The 20,202-nt window shown below is 60.1% G+C and carries 17 protein-coding genes; 5 read left to right on the top strand and 12 right to left on the bottom strand.

Annotated elements, in window-relative coordinates; all coding sequences use genetic code 11:
• Positions 1-3 precede the first annotated feature (3 nt).
• On the bottom strand, positions 4-888 hold the full coding sequence (locus tag PAE61_RS08190; protein WP_271114822.1) for an MBL fold metallo-hydrolase: 885 nt from the start codon (positions 886-888) through the stop codon (positions 4-6).
• A gap of 307 nt (positions 889-1,195) precedes the next feature.
• On the opposite strand from PAE61_RS08190, the gene PAE61_RS08185 reads away from it, so the two are divergent.
• Entirely contained in the window at positions 1,196-3,697 is a 2,502-nt protein-coding gene (locus tag PAE61_RS08185; RefSeq protein ID WP_271114821.1) for a cation:proton antiporter, read from the top strand.
• A 12-nt stretch (positions 3,698-3,709) separates the two neighbouring features.
• Here the strand turns inward: PAE61_RS08185 and pdxY are convergent, their stop codons facing one another.
• From pdxY to PAE61_RS08130, 11 genes are all read right to left on the bottom strand, one after another.
• Positions 3,710-4,573 carry a pyridoxal kinase gene (pdxY, locus tag PAE61_RS08180; protein ID WP_271114820.1) on the bottom strand — a complete coding sequence of 288 codons (864 nt, stop codon included), beginning with the start codon at positions 4,571-4,573 and terminating at the stop codon, positions 3,710-3,712.
• A complete protein-coding gene (locus PAE61_RS08175) occupies positions 4,570-5,247 on the bottom strand; it encodes an MOSC domain-containing protein (protein WP_271114819.1) in 678 nt (225 codons plus the stop codon). The genes pdxY and PAE61_RS08175 overlap by 4 nt, the downstream gene beginning before the upstream one ends.
• A 177-nt stretch (positions 5,248-5,424) precedes the next feature.
• Positions 5,425-6,240, bottom strand: coding sequence for a phosphodiesterase (locus tag PAE61_RS08170; RefSeq protein ID WP_271114818.1), 816 nt, complete (start codon positions 6,238-6,240; stop codon positions 5,425-5,427).
• Positions 6,240-7,277 carry an ABC transporter ATP-binding protein gene (locus tag PAE61_RS08165; RefSeq protein WP_271114817.1) on the bottom strand — a complete coding sequence of 346 codons (1,038 nt, stop codon included), beginning with the start codon at positions 7,275-7,277 and terminating at the stop codon, positions 6,240-6,242. The genes PAE61_RS08170 and PAE61_RS08165 overlap by 1 nt, the downstream gene beginning before the upstream one ends.
• Positions 7,274-8,065, bottom strand: coding sequence for an ABC transporter permease (locus PAE61_RS08160; protein ID WP_271114816.1), 792 nt, complete (start codon positions 8,063-8,065; stop codon positions 7,274-7,276). Before PAE61_RS08160 ends, PAE61_RS08165 begins: the two co-directional genes overlap by 4 nt.
• 1 nt (position 8,066) lies before the next feature.
• Complete coding sequence (locus tag PAE61_RS08155; protein ID WP_271114815.1) at positions 8,067-8,870, bottom strand: ABC transporter permease; 804 nt, start codon at positions 8,868-8,870, stop codon at positions 8,067-8,069.
• Positions 8,871-8,925: 55 nt separating this feature from the next.
• The gene (locus PAE61_RS08150) at positions 8,926-9,921 is read right to left on the bottom strand and encodes an ABC transporter substrate-binding protein (protein WP_271114814.1); all 996 of its coding nucleotides are present in this window, start codon (positions 9,919-9,921) and stop codon (positions 8,926-8,928) included.
• Entirely contained in the window at positions 9,918-11,012 is a 1,095-nt protein-coding gene (locus tag PAE61_RS08145) for a LacI family DNA-binding transcriptional regulator (RefSeq protein WP_271114813.1), read from the bottom strand. Before PAE61_RS08145 ends, PAE61_RS08150 begins: the two co-directional genes overlap by 4 nt.
• Positions 11,013-11,129: 117 nt before the next feature.
• Positions 11,130-12,899: an ABC transporter permease gene (locus tag PAE61_RS08140; RefSeq protein ID WP_271114812.1), complete on the bottom strand. Its 1,770-nt coding sequence runs from the start codon at positions 12,897-12,899 to the stop codon at positions 11,130-11,132.
• Positions 12,832-13,812 (bottom strand): ABC transporter substrate-binding protein, encoded by a 981-nt coding sequence (locus tag PAE61_RS08135; protein WP_271114811.1) that lies wholly within the window; start codon positions 13,810-13,812, stop codon positions 12,832-12,834. The genes PAE61_RS08140 and PAE61_RS08135 overlap by 68 nt, the downstream gene beginning before the upstream one ends.
• A gap of 190 nt (positions 13,813-14,002) precedes the next feature.
• The gene (locus PAE61_RS08130; RefSeq protein WP_271114810.1) at positions 14,003-15,103 is read right to left on the bottom strand and encodes an ABC transporter ATP-binding protein; all 1,101 of its coding nucleotides are present in this window, start codon (positions 15,101-15,103) and stop codon (positions 14,003-14,005) included.
• A 169-nt stretch (positions 15,104-15,272) separates the two neighbouring features.
• Between PAE61_RS08130 and PAE61_RS08125 the strand changes: the two genes are divergently transcribed.
• The 4 genes from PAE61_RS08125 (at position 15,273) to PAE61_RS08110 (ending at position 20,182) form a co-directional block, all read left to right on the top strand.
• The gene (locus PAE61_RS08125; RefSeq protein WP_271114809.1) at positions 15,273-16,052 is read left to right on the top strand and encodes a transglutaminase-like domain-containing protein; all 780 of its coding nucleotides are present in this window, start codon (positions 15,273-15,275) and stop codon (positions 16,050-16,052) included.
• A 214-nt stretch (positions 16,053-16,266) separates the two neighbouring features.
• Positions 16,267-16,791: an RNA polymerase sigma factor gene (locus tag PAE61_RS08120; RefSeq protein ID WP_271114808.1), complete on the top strand. Its 525-nt coding sequence runs from the start codon at positions 16,267-16,269 to the stop codon at positions 16,789-16,791.
• 178 nt (positions 16,792-16,969) lie between these two features.
• Positions 16,970-19,483, top strand: a complete 2,514-nt coding sequence (locus PAE61_RS08115) for a TonB-dependent receptor domain-containing protein (protein WP_271114807.1) — start codon at positions 16,970-16,972, stop codon at positions 19,481-19,483.
• Positions 19,484-19,576: 93 nt separating this feature from the next.
• Positions 19,577-20,182, top strand: coding sequence for a biliverdin-producing heme oxygenase (locus tag PAE61_RS08110; RefSeq protein ID WP_271114806.1), 606 nt, complete (start codon positions 19,577-19,579; stop codon positions 20,180-20,182).
• The last annotated feature ends 20 nt before the right edge of the window (positions 20,183-20,202 follow it).

The following is a 20,202-nucleotide window of genomic DNA, read 5'->3' as shown; positions in this document are numbered from 1 at the left end:
CCCTCAAAGCTCGTTCAGCGGCACTTTCAGATAGCGTTTGCCCGTTTCATCCGGCTGAGGCAACTCACCCGCGCGCATATTCACCTGAAGCGAGGGAATAATCAGCCGGGGCATCGCAAGGGCCGCGTCGCGCTCGGTGCGGAAATGGATGAACTCTTCGCGCGTCGTGCCGCCGCCGACATGGATATTCTGCGCCCGCTCCTCGGCCACGGTGGTTTCCCAACGGATTTCGCGCCCGTTCGGGCCGTAATCATGGCACATGAACAGCCGCATATCGTCAGGCAGGCTCAGCAGTTTCTGGATACTGTCATACAGCTCACCGGCATCCCCGCCGGGAAAATCCGCCCGGGCCGAGCCACCATCCGGCATGAACAGCGTATCGCCCACGAAAGCCGCATTCCCGATCACATGGGTCATGCAGGCAGGCGTATGGCCGGGCGTGTGGATGACAAAACACTCCATCGTGCCGATCTTGTAGCGGTCCTGATCCACGAAAAGCCGGTCGAACTGGCTGCCGTCGCGCTGGAACTCTGTCCCTTCGTTGAAGATCTTGCCGAACATTTCCTGTATCAGGGTGATATTCCGACCGATCCCCAGCAATCCGCCCAGTCTCGACTGGATATAGGGTGCGCCGGACAGATGATCCGCATGCACATGGGTTTCGATCAGCCATTCCAGATCCAGCCCGTTATCCCGGATGAAGGCAATGATCTGGTCGGCATGGTCATAGCTGATCCGACCGGCGGCATAGTCGATATCCATCACGGAATCTATCACCGCGCAGCTTTGCGAGTCAGGGTCACGGACGACATAGGAAATCGTGTTGCTGGCATCGTCGAAAAATGCCGTGACATCGGGACGGGTTTCCATATCGACAGGATAGCTCATCTGTGCCTCTCTGTTTTCCGGGGCCGCAACGATGCGGAAAAAACATATCCGACAAGCCCTGAAAATAGAACGTCGTCGTGCCTGTTCCAACCCTTCCGGCATGATTTTTCCGATCGGACCCGGTCACGGTTTCGGCACATCAGGTATAATCCGGGGCTGTTACATCTTCTGCCAAATCAGCCCCTCAGCAGGTCGGAACTGCCGCAATATTGACCATAAGCCTGTGACCCGAAATAAAGAACGGAACCGTCCGGCTCATCAAGAATAATTCAGTTGAAGCCTGCAACGCTCCGCCTAAGAGAGAAGCATGGATATCGTAGTCATCACGGCGATCATCGCCTCTCTGTTTCTTCTGATCGGACTGGCCGAGCCTCTGGCAATCCGTCTGCGCCTGCCGTTCAGCGTGGTGCTTGCTCTTCTGGGCGTCATCATCGCAACCGGAGCTAGCTTCCTTCTGACGACGACCCTGACCAACGCGTTCAACGAGCAGGCCGCAGCGGTCCTGATGCTGCCGATCCGCTCGAATGTGTTCCTTTATATCTTCCTGCCGACGCTCATCTTTCAGGCGGTGCTGGAGATGAATCTCAGGCGGATGGCGGATGACTGGGTGCCGATCCTCGTTCTGGCCGTCGTGGCGGTGCTCGTGGCGACGGTCTTCGTCGGAACCGCGCTGAGTTGGACCGGAGAAATCCCGGTCGCAGCGGCATTCCTGATCGGGTCCATCGTCTCGACTACGGACCCGTCAGCGGTCGTCGCGATTTTCCGGTCCCTTGCGGCACCGCGTCGGCTGGCCCGGATCATCGAGGGTGAGAGCCTGCTGAACGACGCGGCCGCAATCGCGCTGTTCTCGCTGTTCATGGGATTTGTCATGAGAGGCATCCCGGACCCCACCATCGGCACCGCGCTGATGCAGCTTCCTGTTCTGATGCTTGGCGGAGCACTGATCGGTCTGCTGGCCGGACGTGCCGCCGTGGCCGTGATGGCGTTGGTCTCGGAGCATGAGCTGGCGGTGATCTCGATTTCCATCGCGCTGCCTTACCTGTCCTTTATCGCGGCAGAGCAAAGCGGATATGCCTCGGGTGTGATTGCCGTGGTTACATCGGCCATGACGCTGAACTTTCTGGGACCGGCCAAAATGTCCCCCGGGATCTGGAGCAATCTGCGCCAAATCTGGGCAACGCTGGCTCATTGGGCCGGGGCGCTGATCTTTATTCTTGCGGCGTTGCTGATCCCCCGGCTTCTCGGCGATGCAACTTTGCGGGACGCCGCCCTGATCGCCATCGTCGTTCTGGCGGCTTTCCTTGCCCGCGCGGTGATCCTGTGGGGGGTGCTGCCGGTCCTGACCTTGCTGCGCCTGTCGCCCGAAGTGCAGCGCCCCTATCGCGTGGCGATCCTCTGGGGTGGACTGCGCGGCGCCGTCACGCTGGCGCTTGCGCTTGCCGTGACCGAAAGCGCCTTCGTACCGCCCGATGTCAAGCGGCAGGTTGGCATCATGGCAACCGGTTTCACCCTGTTCACCCTGTTCGTTCAGGGGACCACGCTGCGCCGCGTCATCAAACGGCTTGGCCTCAGCAAATTATCGCCTCTGGATGCCGCCCTGTCCAATCAGGTGATCGCCGTCGCCCTGCAACAGGTGCGCGAGGATATGGCCCAGACGGCGGAAAGCTATCGCCTGACGCGGCAGACGGTGCGCTCCGAGGCAAAGCGCTTTGCCGAGCGGCTGAACGACGCCGTCACGAAAGCCGAGGAATCCGATGCGATTCTTGACCGGGACCGGGTGACGCTTGGCCTGATCGCCCTTGCCGGGGCGGAACGGGAAATGGTTCTGAAGGCCTTTCATGACCGCGAGATCTCGGCGCGTATACTTGAAACCGTCCTGACCGAGGCTGACCGCGTGATGGAGGGTGCACGCCATGCGGGCCGCGTTGGCTATGCCCGCGCGGGGCGGCATATTCTCAAGACCGGGCCGGGTTTCCGGCTGGCGCTGATCCTGCATAACCGTTTCGGCCTGTCGCGCAGGCTGGAGCGTTTGACGGCGGACAGGTTCGAGGTGCTTGTCGCGCAGCGCCAGATCATCGCCGGGTTGCATGGTTTTCTGGACCGCCGCATCCGCCGTATTCATGGCCGCCGGGTCGCGGATCTGCTGCATGAGATGCTGGCCCGCCGTCTGGAGGAGGTCGAGCAGGCGCTTGAGGGGATGCGGCTGCAATTCCCGGAATTTGCCGAGGATATCGAGCGCCGCATGATCCGCCGCACCGCGCTGCGCCTTGAGGAACGCGAATATGAATCGTTCTACGAGGACGGGCTGATCGGTGCCGAATTGTTCATGTCGCTCAATCAGGATATCTCGGCCCGCCGTCAGCGCTTCGAATCGCGCCCGCATCTCGATCTTGCCGTTCAGAAGCTGGAACTGGTCCGCAGCCTGCCGGTCTTTGCCGGGCTGGACGATGCGGCGCTGAAAACCCTGTCCCGTGCGCTTGTGACGCGATACGCCGCGCCCGGACAGATCATTCAAAGCAAGGAGACCGCCGAACGCGCGGTGTTCTTCATCTCATCCGGCGCGGTCCAGATCGAAACCGCAGGCGGTCATCACCGTCTGGGTCGCGGCGAGATGTTCGGCCAGATGAATCTGCTGATGAAGCGCACCCCGCGCACCGAGATCCGCGCCATTGCACCCTCTACCCTGCTGAGGCTGGATGAAGAGCGTTTCCGAAGCCTGCTGAAACGCAGCCCCTCGCTGCGTCAGGCGGTGCGGGATGCGGCCATCAAGCGCGGCATCGACCCCGAAAAGCTGGATCTTGCCGCCTGATCGCGTCTGGCCTCAGCCCGGCAGCGATGCGGGATCTTCGGGCGACAGCAGGGCCTGCCGGAATAAGGGCTCGCTCAGCACGACCTCACCCGCGCCAAGTTTCACCGCATGATCGAGCGCACGGGCGGTCAGTTTCTGCGCTGCCTCGACGGACGCGGTCAGGGACATCCCCCGGCCAAGACATGCAACGATAATGCCCGTGAAGAGATCGCCCGTTCCCGGTAATGCCACCGGCAGATGCGGAGTCGGGTGACGGCTCGGCTGGTCCGGTCCCAGAATAATGCTTTCGATATAGCCTTCCTGCGTATCCTCCAGATCGCACCCCGTCGCGATCAGCCGCGCCTGAGGGGCAAGCGACAGCGCCGCCGCGGCAGCCTGAAGGTCGGCCAGCGTCTCGATGGGCTGCCCGCTGAGCCATGACAACTCGAACGGATTCGGCGTGGCGATATCGGCCATCGGAAGCAATCTGTCCCGCATCGCCGAGGCAATCGAGGCGGGTACATACAGCCCCGGCCCGGCATCGCCCATCACCGGATCGCAGACATAAATCAGCGCCGGGTTCCTCTCCTTCGCCTCGGCGACGAAATCCGCGATCTGCGCGGCGACTTCGGGCGATCCGATATATCCGCTCAGGATGAATCCGGCCCGTTCGGGCAATCCCCGCTCCCATGCGCCGCGCAGCAGGTCGGCGAAGAAATCGGGCGGCATGGCACGTCCGCGCAGCGTGGGATAATCCGGCGTATTCGAGAACACCACGGTCGGTACGGCAGCGACTTCCAGCCCCGCCGCCTGCATGGGAAACACGGCGGCCGAGTTACCGACATGGCCAAGAACTACCTGGCTTTGAACCGAGATCACCAAAGGCGGGCGTTTCATTCCGTGCCGTCCAGTCTTTTGCTCCAATCCTCGACCCGGCCGCTTTTCAGCCGCCGGACCGCATATTTCCGCCAACCATCGGCCAGCACGTCCAGACCCGCAATCCCCTCCAGTTCACTCTGGTTCAGGCGGTGGACATAAAGCGCCCGCCACAGACGGATCAGAGGCCAGTCCGGTGCAACCCGGTCGGCAAGCACCAGCAGATCGTCGGGTGAGACGGTTCCCGGTTGCAGAACGCGGTAATACCATCCCGTGCGGCCCGTCATCTGAACCCGCCGCGCCATGTCGGAAACATCGAAGCGGAAATTCAGCTTCCAGCAGGGCTGCCGCCCCTGAGACACTTGCAGCAAAGCGGTCCCCAGTCGGAAAATATCCCCCACCGCCACATCTTTTTCTGTCATGCCGGTGGTCGAGATATTCTCACCGAAGCCCCCCGGCTGCCTCAACGGCGGCAGATCGCCAAGTTCTTCCCGCCACAGCGCATAATGATCCAGAGGATAATGATGCACGGCCTTTTCAATCCCGCCATGCACATGCCGGTCAGCCTGCTCGTCGCTTTCAAACCCCTCAGCCCCAAGCGCCAGAGGCCGTTCCACCGGCGTCTTGACGATCCCGCTGAGCCGCCCGCTTCCGGCCAGAAGCACCTTGCGCCCGGTCAAAAGCCTGATCTTCACCGCCGAGCCACCTCTGCATGATCGAAATTCAAGCGGCCATCACCGCATCCGCAGTCCTGCACCAGCAGAAGATGCGGCGCAAGCCGGTCGGTGGGTGAAAACCATCCGGAGGGACGGGCTTATACTGTTTGCATTCCCGAAAACATGGTGACCCTCTGCCCTTTGATTGCGGCGAGCTTAGCCAACAAACGGCCAGGGTCCGGGAAACTCTCCGACGGGTAATATGTCGGAAACCAAAGTCGGAGCCGGCGTTTCAAGCCACGCATAGACCGTCACCGCACCCGGCTCCAGCACCATCTCGCTTTTTCCGTCAGCCCTGTGATCGAGATGAACAGAATGACAGGTCGAAGGAGCGATCTGACAGGTGACTTTCCCGATCTGGGCTGTCAGCGCCCTGTGGACATGGCCCGAGATCATCCGAACCGGGCCGGGATGCGCCTCAAGACGCTGCATCAGCCGGTCGCCATTATGCAGATTATCTGCATCCATCACGCGGATACCGCTATGCATCCAGGGATGATGCGTGGCAATAACGGCTGGCTGATCCCCGATCCGCGACAGTTCCTGATCGAGATAGGCGAAACCCTGGTCGGACATCTCGCCATGATGCGCACCCTCCAGCAGCGTATCCAGCCCGATCAGGGAAAACGAACCGAAATCACGGCGCCACTGGATCGGGCCATCGGCAGGCATCCAGCCCTGATCGGCAAAGGCACTCCGCATCGCCTCACGCTGGTCGTGATTTCCCGGAATGGCAAGCCAGGGAAGATCGAGCCGCGTCATGATTTCAAGGAAATGCGCATATTCTTCCGCCGTGCCGTGTTCGGTCAGATCGCCGGTCAGGATGGCGCACTCGACTTCGGGCAGAAATGACAGTCTTTCATTGATCGTCGTGACCGCTCGGCTCAGCGCGGCGGCCGTCTCGGAACGCCCGCCGACGACTTCGCCCTTTGGCACGATATGCGTATCCGTGATCTGGATAAAACCGGGCATCAGGAGGCCTCTCTTTCGTTGTCTACAATGATGATTGCGTCCGGCGGGATCGAGATGCGGACCTGCTGACCGGGCTTCGGTGCGCTCAGTCCCGTATGCCGGGCAAAAAGGATGCCCTCCGAAATCCCGGATAGGGCAACCCGGTAATGGGTACCCAGAAAGGTCACGGCCTCGACCTTTGCCTGAACAGGGCCGTCCGGGTCCAGAATGATATCTTCGGCCCGGATAAAAGCTGACTGATTGGCAAGAGCGCCCCCGCCAAGCCGAACCGTTCCCCCATCGAGATGCAGAAGATCGCCGTCGAAACACCCGCCAAGCGGCATGGCATCACCTACGAAACCTGCGACAAATGCGGTGGAGGGCTTGCGATACAGCGCCTCTGGCGTACCGATCTGAGCGATGCTGCCCTCGCTCATGACGGCAACGCGGTCGGCAATCGCCATCGCCTCATTCTGGTCATGCGTCACGAAAATCGCGGTGATGCCGAATTCCCGCAAAAGCAGCGCAAGCTCATCACGAAGCTGCGTCCGTAAAGCCGCATCAAGCGCCGAGAGAGGCTCATCCAGTAACAGAATGCGCGGCCTCGGTGCAAAGGCCCGCGCCAGAGCGACGCGCTGCCGCTGACCGCCGGAAAGCTGCGTGACCGCGCGTTCCGCATAGGGTTGCAGACGACACAGCGCGATGACCTCATCGACCCGCGCAGTGATCTCGGATTTGCGCAAGCCCTGCATTTTCAACCCATAGCCGATATTGCCGCGCACCGACATATTCGGAAACAGCGCATAGGACTGAAAGACCATGCCCACCTTGCGGCGATCGACCGAAAGCGCCGTGACATCTTCACCGTCGAACAAGATGCTTGCACCGGGATCCGCGGTTTCCAGCCCGGCGATAATCCGCAGAAGCGTCGTCTTGCCGCAACCTGACGGCCCCAACAGCGACACGATCTCACCCTGCGCGATATCCAGATCGCTTGGCAGAAGCGCCCGCGTGCCTCCGGGGAAGGTTTTGGCGACATTGCGGAGTGTCAGGGTCATGAGCCGATTCTCTGGCTGCGGGCGCTTGCCCATTGCATGGCCATCAAAAGCGGCACGATCATGACAAAGAAGACCAGCGTATAGGCCGAGGCGATCTCAAGACGCATCGACGCATAGCTGTCCGCCAGCCCCACCGGCAGCGTCTTCAGAAACGGCGTATGCAGCATCCATGTCAGGTTGAATTCACCGATGGACAAGGTCACCACGGTCAGCGCCCCGGCAAGGATACCCGGCATCGCATTCGGGACAACGATATCGATAAAACGCCGCCACGGAGTTGCGCCAAGCGAGGCGGCACCTTCCTCCAGCATTTTCAGATCAATGGCCGACAGGACAGACAGCACCGCCCGGACCATGAAGGGCAGCGTGTAAAGGACATGGCCGGTCAGGATGAAGCTCCAATGCGACCGAAACCCCTGCATTGAGCCGTAAAGCTGCAACAGAGCCAGACCAAGCGCCAGCCCGGGAATCGTAAGCGGCAACGAGATGAACTCTTCCAGAATGCGGGAAATGCGTCCGGGATTACGCGCCAGTGCATAGGCGGCGGGAACTCCGATCAACAGCGTACAGAAAAGGCAGGCAAGCGCCAGCCAAATCGACAGGAAGATACTGTCGGCATACAGCGCCCAGACCTCTCCGATCCATTTCAGGGTCAGACCGGATGACAGGCCCAGAAAATAATTCACCGTCAGCCCGGCCAGAACCGACTGGATCGTCGGCACCAGCAGAAAGGCGCAGGCCAGCAGCGTGACCGTCAGTTGTATCAGCCGTGCCGGCGAGTTCAGCATGTCATCCCCCCGCCGCAACGGCATTGCCGGCAAAGCTGCGGGCGATCAGAAGCATGGACCATGTCACAACCCCAAGCACGACGGACAGCGCCGCCGCCATCGCGAAATTCGCTGAAAGGGTGAACTCGGTATAGATCACCATCGGCAGCACATCGATATCGGTGGCCAGCGTAAATGCGGTGCCGAATGCCCCCATTGCCGTGGCAAAAGCAATCGCCCCCGCCGCAACCATCGCCGGAGCAAGCGCGGGCAGCAGCACATCCAGAACGATGCGATAAGAGGGTGCGCCGAGCGTCCTCGCCGCCTCTTCAAGCGCGGGATCGATCTTTTCGGCGGCGGCCATGACGGTCAGCAACACACGCGGGATCGAAAAATAAAGATAGCCCAGAAACAGGCCAAACAGAGAATAGGCGAACACCCAATGGCCCGGCAGCAACTGGTTAACCAGCCCCTGCCTGCCGCCAAGCAGGATAATCATGAATCCGACCACCACTCCGGGAAATGCCAGAGGCAGGGTCAGGATCGACAAAAGCAGGTTGCGGCCCGGAAATCTGTTGCGCACCAGAAACAGCCCCGCCGTGGTCGAAATCGCCAGGGCGGCAATCGTCACCGCAACAGACACCGCAACTGTCTGAAAAAGCGAGGTCAGATAGCGCGGTTTTTGCAGGATCTGTAAATATGTCCCCCATCCCGCCTCTCCTCCGGCCGAGACCTGTACCAGCCGCACCAGCGGCAGCAACAGAAAGGCTAGGGTGAAGATCGCCAGAGGAAGCAGGCAGATCAGAACGAACTGACGCGATGTCATCTCTTACCCCTTGAGGGATGGGCGGCAGGTAAATACCCCGCCGCCCGGCCTGCGATTACTCGACTTCGGACAGGTAACGTTCGCCGAATGCCGCCTGCGCCTGCTCCATTTCGGCGTAATCAACCGATTGAGCGCGTTCATATTCGCTTGCGGGCAGGAATTTTTCCGCGACCTCGGCGGGCAGCTCTACCGGACGCGCCGGCTGCAGATAGGCATTCGTCCAGATCGCCTGCCCTTCATCGGACAGGATATAATCAAGCGCTTTCTTGCCCGCCTCGGCATGGGGTGCATTGGCCACGAGGCTCATGACATAAGGCACCCGAACCGAGCCTTCACAGGGCAGGACGAATTCGAAGTTGCCGTCCTCTTCGTATTTGGCGCGATAGGCGTTGAAATCATAATCGAACAGGATCGGGATCTCACCCGAGACCACCCGCGCGAAAGATGTCTGTTTCGGCACGATCGGATTATTGTCAGCCAACTTGCTGAAGAATTCGATAGCAGGATCGAAATTGCCCAGATCGCCGCCATTGGACAGGTTCACCGCAACCGCGCCGGCATAGCCGACAAAGGCGGAAGACGGATCGAGATAGCCGACCATACCGTTATATTCCTGCTTCAGCAGATCCGAGAAGCACTGCGGAACCTCGGCACCGCCAAGCGCATCGACATTCACGAAAAGCCCTATCGTGCCATAGTGAACGGCAAACCAGTTGCCCTCGGGGTCTTTCAGCCCTTCGGGGATTTCGTCGAAACCGGCGGGCTTGTAGGGCTCGACCAGCCCTTCATTGCCTGCCTTGATGCCGGTCGTCACGCCATAATAGGCGACATCCGCAACCGGATTTTCCTTTTCGGCGACAAGTTGGGCGAAGGTCTGGCCCGAGTTCTTGTTGTCATGCGGCATCTGCACATCCGCATTCTCATCGAGCGCTTCCAGCATCGAAGCCCAATCCGCCCATTCCGGCGGGCAGTTATAGCAGATGGCCTCATCGGCCAGTGACGGCGCGGCGATTGCGGTTGTGGCGACTGCGGCGATGGCGATATATTTCATCGGTTCGTCCTCTTCAGGTTTTGTTCCAGACTGGGGTGAACTGACAACGGCCGGGCTGCACCCCGGCCGTTGTCGCTTTCCGGGCGCGGCGGGGCGAGCGTAGCCCCGGTGCGGAAAGTAAATGGCAGAGCAGGCAGCTGAGGCAGCGTTTCGCCCTGCATGGCGGATAAAAGCGTTGTGGCCGCCTGACGACCCATCGCTTCAGGCGCTGTTTCTATCGTCGCAATCGGCACTTCCAGCATTCGCCCTGTCTCGATCCCGTCAAAACCGACCACCGAAAGATCGCGCGGCACCTGCAGGCCCAGTATCCGCGCCGCTCGCTGAAGCGAAATCGCCAGAAAATCATTCGAGGCGAAAATCGCCGTGACATCTGGAATCCGCTCAATGATCCGCGCCAGATTCTCCGGCGTCTTCGCATCTTCCTCGCTAAGCTCGATCAGAACGGGATCGGGCATTCCGCGTTTACGGCACTCTGAGAGAAATCCCGCAAAGCGATTGCGCGATCTGTCCGAGCAGGAAAAGCGCAGGGCCAGAAAACAGGTCTGCCGGTGCCCAAGGCGATGCAACTGCCGGGCCACCTCGCGCGATGCCGCGAAATTATCGACATAGGCGCTTGTGAAGCCCCCGACCGGATCGTGAAACATCAATGTTGCCGGAACGGCCCGCTCTCGGGTCATCTTCATTGCCCGACTGCCTCCCGGTCCGACCATCGTCACGATCAGCCCATCGACCTCTTTCGAGAGGAAAGTCGCAATCGCGTCCTCATCGGCAATCCCGTCATAATTGGAGCTGGCGATCAGAAGCTGATAACCCGTTCCTGCCAGCGTCATATGCACGCCCTGCACAGCCTCGGCGAAAACCGGATTGGCAAGCGACGGCACAAGGCAGCCAATCGTCATCGAGCGACTGCTTTGCAGCGCACGCCCGATTGCGCTGAACGAAAACCCAAGCCTGTTCGCGGCGTCCTCGACCCGGTCGCAGGTCTCGGCGCTTGCCGGTCCGGATTTGTTAAGCACCCTGCTGGCAGTCGCCACACCGCACCCCGCCTCGCGGGCAACATCCTTGATGGTGACTCGGGGTCGTCGCGACATGAGCATACTCAGTGGAAACGTTTCCAAGTCATAGATACAGACGATTCGCGACAGGGGAATGACATCCTGCGAGGTCTGGCCTGCACAGCGATGAAACCGGGTTGAACCGCAATCGCCCTAACCGGCACGCCATGGCAAGGTTCCAGGCGGGAGCCGTCGCCCAAGACGGTCTGTAACGATCACCAGCAGGCCGACCAGTGCCAGAGACATCACCGACAATGCAGCCGCGCCGGTCGAATTTCCCTCATATTGCATCGAAAAAATCTGAACGCCGATGGTTTCCTGACCGGCGGACCACAGCAGCGCCGACAAGGTCAGCTCATTGATCGCGGTCATGAAGATCAGCATCGCACCCGCCATCGCCGTTGGTGCCAGTGCCGGAGCCGCAACAAAAACGATCCGGCGTGTAATGCCGATCCCGGCCACGCGGGCGGCCTCATCCAAAGTGGGATCAGAGGCAGCGATTGTGGCCTCGACCGGACGCAGCGCCATCGGCAGGAACCGTCCAAGATAGGCGATCAGCAGGATCGCCGCCGTGCCGTAGACAGAGATACCGATCACCGGCAGCGGGCGCAGATAGACAAGGATCATCGCCAGCGCCAGCACCGTTCCCGGCACGACGAATGCGGCGTCGGCAAGCCAGCTCAGCAGCCTGGCCGCGCGGTTCCCCGCCGTGAATGCCAGCCATCCCAGCAATATGCTGATCGCGGCCGAGACCATCGCAGCGATCCCGGCAAGGCTGAAGGAATTGACGAAAGCGCGACCAAGCGCGGGATTGGCCATGATTTCGGTGAAGTTCTTAAGGCTCGCCGTGTCCAGTCCGAAGGGAACTCCAAGCGCGGGGATCAGCGCCGTTGTAACAAGTGCGATGATGGGCAGGACCGACAACCAGATCAGCCCAAGCCACAGCAGCGCCATGATCGCCCATTTTCCCCGGCCCATATCAAAACCGGAAAAACATGCGCCAGAGGGAAGCGGCACCGCAAAACCGCGCAGGATAATCTGACGCAGCAGCAGCGCGATGGCAGCAAGAAACACCAGCACAAGGGCAATTGCTGCAACGCTGCCGATCACATCCGGCCCGAAGCCGTTCAGTCGCTGATAGATCAGTGTCGTCAGGACCGAAAACCGGCCCGGAATACCAAGCAGGGCAGGCACGCCGAAATTCCCGATCGCCGCAGCGAAGGCCAGCACGGCACCTGCGCCAATCGCGGGCAGAACAAGCGGCAGGACGATGCGCCGCGTGATCCGACCCGGAGGCGAGCCCGCAATCCGCGCCGCCTCGATCAGATCCGCAGGAATGGACGACAGGCTTGCCCGGACCGCGATGAACACCAGAGGCATATGCTCAAGCCCCATCAGCCAGGCGACGCCCGCACCCGAATAAAGCGGATTGCGCGAACCGGGGGCCGGGGCCAATCCGATTACCGACAGAACCGGCGAGCCGCTTCCCATCAGCTCGATCCATGCCAGCGCCATGATCTGCGAAGGGATCAGCAAGGGCGACAGCGCCAGAAAACTGATCAGGGTCCGACCCGGAATACGCGAAAGCCCGGTCGCGAAGGCAAGCGCAACGCCGATCACCGTCGAAACCAGCACCGATCCCACCGAGGCCGACAGCGTATTCCAGAACGCACGCTGAAACCCCCTGCCCGACAGCGTATCGCGCATGAGGCCCAGAATCTGGCCCTCTTCGCCCGGCGCAATGGAAAGCGCGAACAGCCGGATCAGAGGCCATGCGCCGGTCAGCAGAACACAGACGGCAAGAAGGGCGACGATCAGATGAACGCCGCCCCTTCCCGTAATGTCCCGCCGCGTATCAGCCGCCGAAAAGTTCAGCGAACTGCTCTTTATTGGCCTGATCGTCAGCCATAAGCTGGTCGGCATCCAGCGGCAGAATATTCAGGCTGTCCAGCGCCGGATAACCCTCTGGCGCGGACATGTCCGAAAGGATCGGGAAATAACCCTGCCCGACCGATTGTTCCTGCGCTGCCTGCGACAGCTGCCAGTCGACAAAGGCTTTGGCGGCCTCTTCATTATCGGTGCCGTTCACGATGGCGACAGGCTGCGTAATGGCGCTGACACCCTGATCCGGCCAGACGAAATCAACAGGCGACCCATCGGCCTTGGCGTTCATCGCCATGTATTCGATGATGATCCCATATGCTTTCTCGCCGCGTGCAACAGCCTCGATGACCGTGCCGTTACCCTGCCCGGCAACGGCGCCGTTTTCGGCAAGCTCTTCATAGAAGCCCCAGCCGAATTCCGGTTGCTGAACCATCGTGCCGACATGAATGACCGCCGCGCCGGAATACAGCGGACTGGGCATGATCAGCGAGCCGGCGACATCGGCAGCCCGCAGATCGTCCCAGGAGGTCGGAGCGGTTTCGACCATCCCGGTATTATAGACGATCCCCGTCGTGATCAGCTTGGTCCCGAAAAAGGTCATATTCGGGTCGATCACATCTTCCGGGATCCCCTCGACCGGCGCATCCTCATAGGCCAGAAGGCGATCATCATTCTTCAACTGGGTCATCGCCACGGCATCGGCGATCAGCAGAATATCGGCAGGGGTAGACCCCGCCGCGAATTCCGCCTGAAGCTTCGACATCAGCTCGGTCGTGCCGGTGCGGAAGATTTCGACCTCGACATCGGGATAGTCCTTATTGAAGGCCTCGACCACGAGGGCCATCTGCTCCTGCGGCTGAGAGGTATAGACGGTGATCTCACCCGAGGGATCTGCAATGGCAGGCGTCGTGACGCTGGCTGCTGCAAGTATGAGAGGAGTTGCAAAACGCATTTCTTGATTCCTTTTGTCGCTTCCCTGCTTGCCTAGCGATCAGCTCTGACACATTCGTGACAGTTCCTTTCAGCGATGAGGCAGAAAGCCGACATGTGCAACGATCTGCATTTCTTATGCCGTCGCCCTGCCAACGCTGCCAGACCAAACCCACAGAAACGCGGCAATAAAAGCGGCAGCCCCCCGGACCTCACGCGGGAACGGCCTGCCCTTGCCGAAGCCTCTCCGCGACAGGCACGGGGGCAGTTCCCTCACGCGGCAGCACCCACCCGCCGCGCAATGCGATGCGAATCTGATCGCCCTGCCGCGCGGGCTGATTCAGCCGAACAGGCAGTGAATCGGCCTCGGGCAACTGATCCAGCATGACATCGGCGATATAGTGACCATCCTCGAAGCGTACAGAACCGATCCTGCCGTCCAGCCCGTCAGCAGATGGCACCAGATCGCGCGAATGCAGGCAAAGCCATGCCGGACCCCGATCCACACAACCCGGGATCGTCACCTCATCCCGACCGATAACGATCCGGCAAAAACCCTCCGCGCTTCGGCCCGAGACACTCACCGGCAGGGTACGGCCCTGCCCGACAAACCGGGCAACCATCGGCGTGGCCGGGCGGTCGAACAGATCGTGCGGAGATCCGATCTGCTCCAGCCGACCGCGATCCATCACGCCGACAAGATCGGCGACCGCCATCGCCTCGTTCTGGTCATGCGTCACGAAAACCATCGTGCAGCCGGTTGCCTCGTGAATACGCCGGAACTCACCCAGCATGGACTGACGCAAATGCGCATCGAGATTGGCCAGAGGCTCATCCAGAAGCAGAATGCGCGGCCGCGCCGCCAGACTTCGGGCCAATGCCACGCGCTGCCTTTGCCCGCCGGAAAGCTCATGCGGCTTTCGCGCCGCCATCTGTGTCATGCCCACCATGCGCAGCGCGTCCCGCACCCTGTCTTCCCGCTCATCGCGGCGCAGGCGATTCAGCCCGAAGCCGATATTGCCCGCAACCGTCATGTGGGGCCAGAGCGCATAGGACTGGAACACCATGCCCAGATCGCGCTGCTCCGGCTCGACAAATCTGTCATCAGAGGCAACCACCTGCCCGCCAAGCGTCACCGAACCCTCATCCGGGCGGACCAGCCCTGCGATCAGCCGCAGCAAAGAGGTCTTGCCGCAGCCCGACGGACCAAGCAAGGCGACAAACCTGCCCGAACCAAGCGTGACGCTGACATCGTCCACGGCAAGCGTCCGATCGAAACGGAGAGAGACGCGATCAAAGGAGATTTCCGACATGCGAACTCGATAGGCTCCGATTACAATGCTTTCATGACAGGCAGATCCCGGTCGGCCTTGTCACAGGACTGACAGCATAGCTGCATGGAAGCTGAATCGCGATCATGATATCCCTCAACTCCTGCTTTCAGGGCAGCAGCCAGAGAACGTCAAATGGAAGGATCGGTTCATGAAGATATCGGTGGAAACCACACTCGAATATGATCTTGAAGTGCCCGGCCCGGCTGTTTTGTCGGTCGAAACGGCTGGCGCGTTCGGACAGACCATTCTCGATGCGCATATCGATCTCGGCGATCTGGAAAGCTTCGCGCGTGTGCCCGGCGATGAGGGCATCGGCGAGCGTATCGTCATCCGCCCGCGCGAGCATCTGTCCTGCAAATACCGCGCCACCGTCCTGATTGAGCGGCCCCGCCCCGATTTTTCCTCACTGCAAGCGACACCGTTCGAGCAACTGCCCGGAGACGCGCTGCGCTATACCCTGCCCTCGCGCTATTGCCCGTCCGAGCGTTTCGGGAATTTCGTTCACAAATGCTTTGGGAACCTGTCGGGCGGTGCGCGTGTGGCTGCGATGCGCGATTGGGTCGAGGAGAATCTGGATTACACCTCCGGGGTTTCCGGCCCCGAGACGACGGCGGTCGATACCTTCCTTGAGCGCCGCGGGGTCTGCCGGGATTATGCGCATCTGCTGATTTCGCTGTGCCGGGCTGCGAATATTCCCGCCCGGATGGCCAGCGTCTATGCACCTGATGTCGATCCGCCGGATTTCCACGCGGTTGCAGAGATCTTTCTGGATGGCGCGTGGCATCTGATCGATGCAACCGGCATGGCATATGCGGATAATATGGCCATCATCGCCGTCGGTCGCGATGCAACAGATGTGGCGTTTCTGTCCTCCGTGCAGATGGCGACGCTGGTGTCTCAAAGCATCTCTGTCCGCCGCGCCGACTGATCTGCTCCGGGAAGAGCGCTGATCTGCATGAAGATTGGCGCATAACCCCGGTGCTTCCACAGAATCTGCATCGGCCTACTGTCTGATTTGTCTGCAATAATCTGCTCATTCCCCCTCGACGGCTTGCGTTATTTCTTCTAAGCATCGCCGCCGAAATTCGGACCAGGCAGAGCGCACCCACGTCCCGATACCGCAACTCTGCCCCGGATTGCTTATGACGTGGACACTGGACAGCCTGTTCCAACGCTATGCCGATGAAATCAGACGCGGATTTGTCCGGCGCGGACATAGCGTCGAAGATGCGGTCGATCTGACGCAAGAGGTTTTCCTGCGGCTGATCCGGGTGGGCATGGATGAAAAACTTGCCAATCCGGGGGCTTATCTGCATCAGATCGCGCGAAATCTTTCCGTCGACAGTCGCCGCAAGGCTCATCACAAATATCTGGTCGATCTACCAGCCGGGCTTGTGGAATCCGTCGCCGATCCGCAGCCGGCCGAGGATGCCAAATTTCTTTACCGCGAACAGATTCACATCGTCGAGGACGTGCTTGCCGGGCTTCCCGACAAGACGCGGCAAGCCTTCATCCTCTATCAGTTTAAGGGCATGACGATGAGCGAAACCGCGAAAACCATCGGTCTTTCGGCCTCAAGAACATGGGTCCTGATCCATCAGGCCTATGACGTTCTGCGCCGCGCTCTTGATGACGGCGACATGATGTCGGAGCGCCGGAAGCTATAATCAAAGCTTCGCGGGGCAATGTTCGGATCCCCCGGCAGCACATTAATAAAGTGCATATATGTAAAATTATACAACTTTAAGACGAATAAACGGCCATTCTCTTCGTCTTAACAGATGTAGCTGGCAACGACTCCGGTCGCCGCCAAATCCGAAAAACGACGAAAGGAGATTCGGGGGCATGCGCCTGACCGATCAAAATATCATTCCCCGCCCGGGGCGACGCGCCTTGATCGCGGCCCTGATGGCCTCTGCCAGCCCGGCATTCATTCTGGCATCCGCAAGCACCGCGCATGCGGAACCGAGCGAGGCCTTTGCGCTTCTTGAAACAGGGACGACGTCCGGCAGCGCAGCTTTGTCCAAGGACGCATATGTTCTGAAGCCGATCCATCTTCGCCCCGAAGATGAACGCGCAGCCGCGGTTTACGATGAGGCAGCCTCATCGGATTACATTTCCGGTCAGGAACTGGCCCGGTTCGGCAATTCATCCGCAGCCGATATGCTGCGCGGTCAGCCCGGAGTTCAGGTCGGAGACAGCCGTAATGGCGGCGGTCTGGACGTTAATATCCGCGGCATTCAGGGACAGAACCGGGTGGCCGTCACGGTTGACGGGACGCAGCAATCGCTGAACGTCTATCGCGGCTATGCGGGGACGCAGAATCGCAGCTATATCGACCCTGATCTGATCAGCAGCGTCGAGATCAACAAGGGCACCACCTCGGATCCCGGCACGGCGAGCGCGATTGGCGGAAGCGTCAATATGCAGACCATCGTGCCCGAGGATATCCTGCTTCCCGACAGGAAATTCGGCATCCGCATCCGGGGTGAGTTGCAGGATAACGGCATCGATCCCCCGCATCGTCCCTTTCACCGGCTGGACCCCGGCAAGTCGCGCGACATGCTTGCGGCACTGCCACGCAAGGATCGTGGCAATATCCTGAACTCGGACAGCAAGTCCGGCAGCATCGCGGCGGCTTTCATGGGCGGCAACTGGGATGTTCTGGGTGCCTATGCCACACGCGAGCAGGGGAATTATTTCACCGGCACTGACGGGCATGAAAACTACAAGCGCTATTATATCGACTGGCAGGGCAACCCGCAGGAAGAAGGCTCAACCGCGAAGAACTTCCTTCCGGGCGAAGAGGTTCTGAACACGTCTTCGGAAACGGAATCCGTTCTGCTGAAGGGTCGCTATCGCTTCAGCGAGGATCAGAAAATCGCGCTGACCTATCGCTATCTGGATGGGAAATATGGCGGCATCATGCCTTCAAGCCTGTACAGATGGCGGCCTGAGGATAAGGGCGTGCAGATGCCGCTCAGCACGGTTGAACTTCACGCCATGACGCTGAGCTACAGCTATAATCCGGCGGATAACGACCTGATCGACCTCTCGGCGAAAATCTGGGCGACGGATGCGCGGACCAATCAGCCGAGCATGGCGATCGGGCCGGATTCGCTGATGCTGAAATATAATTCCTACTGGACGCCGATGGATAATACCAAGATCGGGGTTGAACTGACCAATGAGTCGAAATTCGCGACGCATGCGGGTGACTTCAAACTGAATCTCGGCGCGTCATTCCTGAAGGAAAATCTGGAGCCGCAGGGTTGGGTCACGATCACGCAGGAAGATATCGACAAGCGGAAAGTCATCCGTGACGGCTATCGTTGGGAAGTCAATCTGACCAGCCGGATCGAGTATCAGCCGAACGAAAAACTGACCGCATGGGGCGGGCTGAACTATACGCTCGGGCGCACGCAGGACCGCAACGAAGCCACGCATATCCGCGCGGGCGTATTGACCCGGTATGGCGAAAAGATCAGCAGCCGCAATGACGCGATCTCGCCCTCGGTCGGGGCGAAATATGAGTTCGTTCCCGGCAGCTTCGTCTATGCAAGCTATAAGGAAGCCGTCCGCACACCGTCTCTGTTCGACACGTCGATGGGAACATTGCAGGTCGTTCCGGTCTCTGATCTGAAAGCCGAACGCTCTCATGCATTCGAAATCGGGATCAGCAGCACCCGCTATGATCTGCTGGGGACCGGCGGAACCGGCGCGATCCGGCTGGCCTATTTCGACAACAGGATCGACGACTACATTACCCGCTTCTACGACCCGGAACTGTCCGAGCGCATGTATATGCGCAATGCGGATCGGTTCTCGGTCAACGGGCTGGAGTTGCAGTCGAAATTCGATAATGGCCGCTTCTTCGCGGATCTTGCGATCACGCATTATCTCGATACGGAAACCTGCGATGCGGGCTTCGCGCAGCATTTGCGCGATATCGGTGAGCGCCAGCCGTGGAGGGAAACTCAGGACACCCCGGACTGTACGCCCGGCAGCTTCATGGGATCTTATGCAAACACCCAGAACCCGCCGAAAAACGCGGTCAGCCTGACGCTCGGAGCGCGTCTTCTGGATAAGAGACTGACCCTCGGCAGCCGTGTGAACTATACATCCGGGCCGACGGAAAGGCTGGATCAGCCCTGGCATAAAGGTGCGACGACGCTTCAGGTCGAATACAAGCCCGTCACCGTGATCGATGCGTTCCTGAACTATGATGTCAGTGAGACTGCCATGTTCAATGCGTCGGTCTCGAACATCACCGACCGGTATTATCTCGACCCTCTGGCGCAAAGCTATATGCCCGCGCCGGGCCGGACGGTTCGGGCCGCGCTGACGATGAAGTTCTGATCCTTCCCCCGGCGGCGCTTCTGCATCGCCGGGGTTTTCCATCCCACCGGGCAGAATAGGCCCGGCCATCATGATCCAGGCAGTGAAACGACTATGACGACAACAACCCAGATTTCCGCGCCCGCCGCAGAGCTTCCCCTGACCAAATACCTGCGTCAGACCACAGAGATCACGCATGACGGCGTTGACGATCTGATCCAGAAAAGCGGTGCTTTCGACTGCGCCGCGAAATACCGGAATTTCCTGAAGGTCCAGTATCAGCTTTTCGCCGATGTCGAGCCGCTCTATCACCGGGAAGATCTGCAAAACCTGATCCCGGATCTGCAATCGCGCAGCCGGCTGAACGCGGTCAGGACCGATGCCGATGCGCTTGGGGTCGATCTGACAGAGGGTCTGCTGGCATGCTGCGATCTTTCGGAAATCGACCGGGCAGAAGCGGCGGGCTGGCTTTATGTGACGGAAGGTTCGAAGCTCGGCGCGGCATTTCTGGCGAAAGCGGCGCAGAAGCTTGGCATCACCGAGGAAAACGGCGCAGCACATCTTGCCCCCTCTCCCGAGGGCCGGGCTGCGGATTGGCGTGAGTTCATCTTCGCGCTGAACGATCCCTACTGGTCCGAGGCGGATACTGCCGCCGCCGCACATGCCGCACAGGCAGCATTTAGCCGGGTCAGAGAGCTGATTTCAGCCCATCTGTACTGATTGGCGCAAAGAACAACGCC

The organism is Paracoccus aerodenitrificans, assembly GCF_027913215.1.
Classification (GTDB): Bacteria; Pseudomonadota; Alphaproteobacteria; order Rhodobacterales; family Rhodobacteraceae; genus Paracoccus; species Paracoccus aerodenitrificans.
This window is presented reverse-complemented; position numbering and strand designations above follow the sequence as displayed.